Below are 788 nucleotides of genomic sequence, written 5' to 3'. Positions count from 1 at the left end.
CTTAGATTTGTACAACAAGAGCCGTGTGAGGGGAGACTTTCAAGCACGGTTCTGTGAGAGGCTTAGGGTGAAACTCCCTTTGCCTACTCGATCACGAAACGTTGTGCGTCATTTAAGAGACACGTTTAACTAATCGAAAAACATCGTTCACTCATTAGGATTTTTATGAAAAACAGAATTGAAATATTTTTGAAAATAAAACAAAAAAAATGAGAGTATTTCTACTTCTATTTTTACTGACTATTACTTTAGGTTGCGCAACTCGAAATATAAAATACGACCGAAATAAGATTTTGAAAAAATATTCAGCAGATTATAAAACGTTTGTCGATAATGAAAAAATCGATTTGGAAACTGTCTTTCTCAACAAAGACAATATTGAAAATATCCACGTTGACAAGCGAACACGAGAATTAAAAATCACTCAACTCAAACCGACTGAATTGTTTGCGATTAAAAACTTCAAATTAGACAGCTTATTTCCTGACAGAAAAATTGAAGCAAAAAGAAAAATTGATTTGATAATTATTGACGGAATTCCAATGACTGACAGTATGAAAGAAAAAACTAAAATTGATTTAAACGCAATAAATTCAATATCAATATTGACAAAGGAAAAATGGAATAATACTTCTACTGGTAGGAGTTTAGATGGAGATTTATTATTAATAACAACAAAATAAAAAACGAACGCACAACAAAGAACTGAGGCAAAAAACAAGGCTTTTCTCCATTAAATTTGACAAATGCGGTCCTGGCATTGTTGAAGTGGAATAAAGCTCCTTCGT

The 788-nt window shown here is 32.0% G+C and carries 1 protein-coding gene; it reads left to right on the top strand.

What is annotated here, in order from left to right; all coding sequences use genetic code 11:
* Positions 1-209: 209 nt before the first annotated feature.
* On the top strand, positions 210-683 hold the full coding sequence (locus tag H3Z82_RS19435; RefSeq protein ID WP_182207117.1) for a hypothetical protein: 474 nt from the start codon (positions 210-212) through the stop codon (positions 681-683).
* The last annotated feature ends 105 nt before the right edge of the window (positions 684-788 follow it).

It is taken from the genome of Gelidibacter maritimus (genome assembly GCF_014062315.1).
GTDB lineage: Bacteria > Bacteroidota > Bacteroidia > Flavobacteriales > Flavobacteriaceae > Gelidibacter > Gelidibacter maritimus.
This window is presented reverse-complemented; position numbering and strand designations above follow the sequence as displayed.

What these genes read in the sequence shown, in the direction of transcription:
- H3Z82_RS19435 (WP_182207117.1), top strand. Translation starts at nt 210, where the DNA reads ATGAGAGTATTTCTACTTCTATTTTTACTGACTATTACTTTAGGTTGC.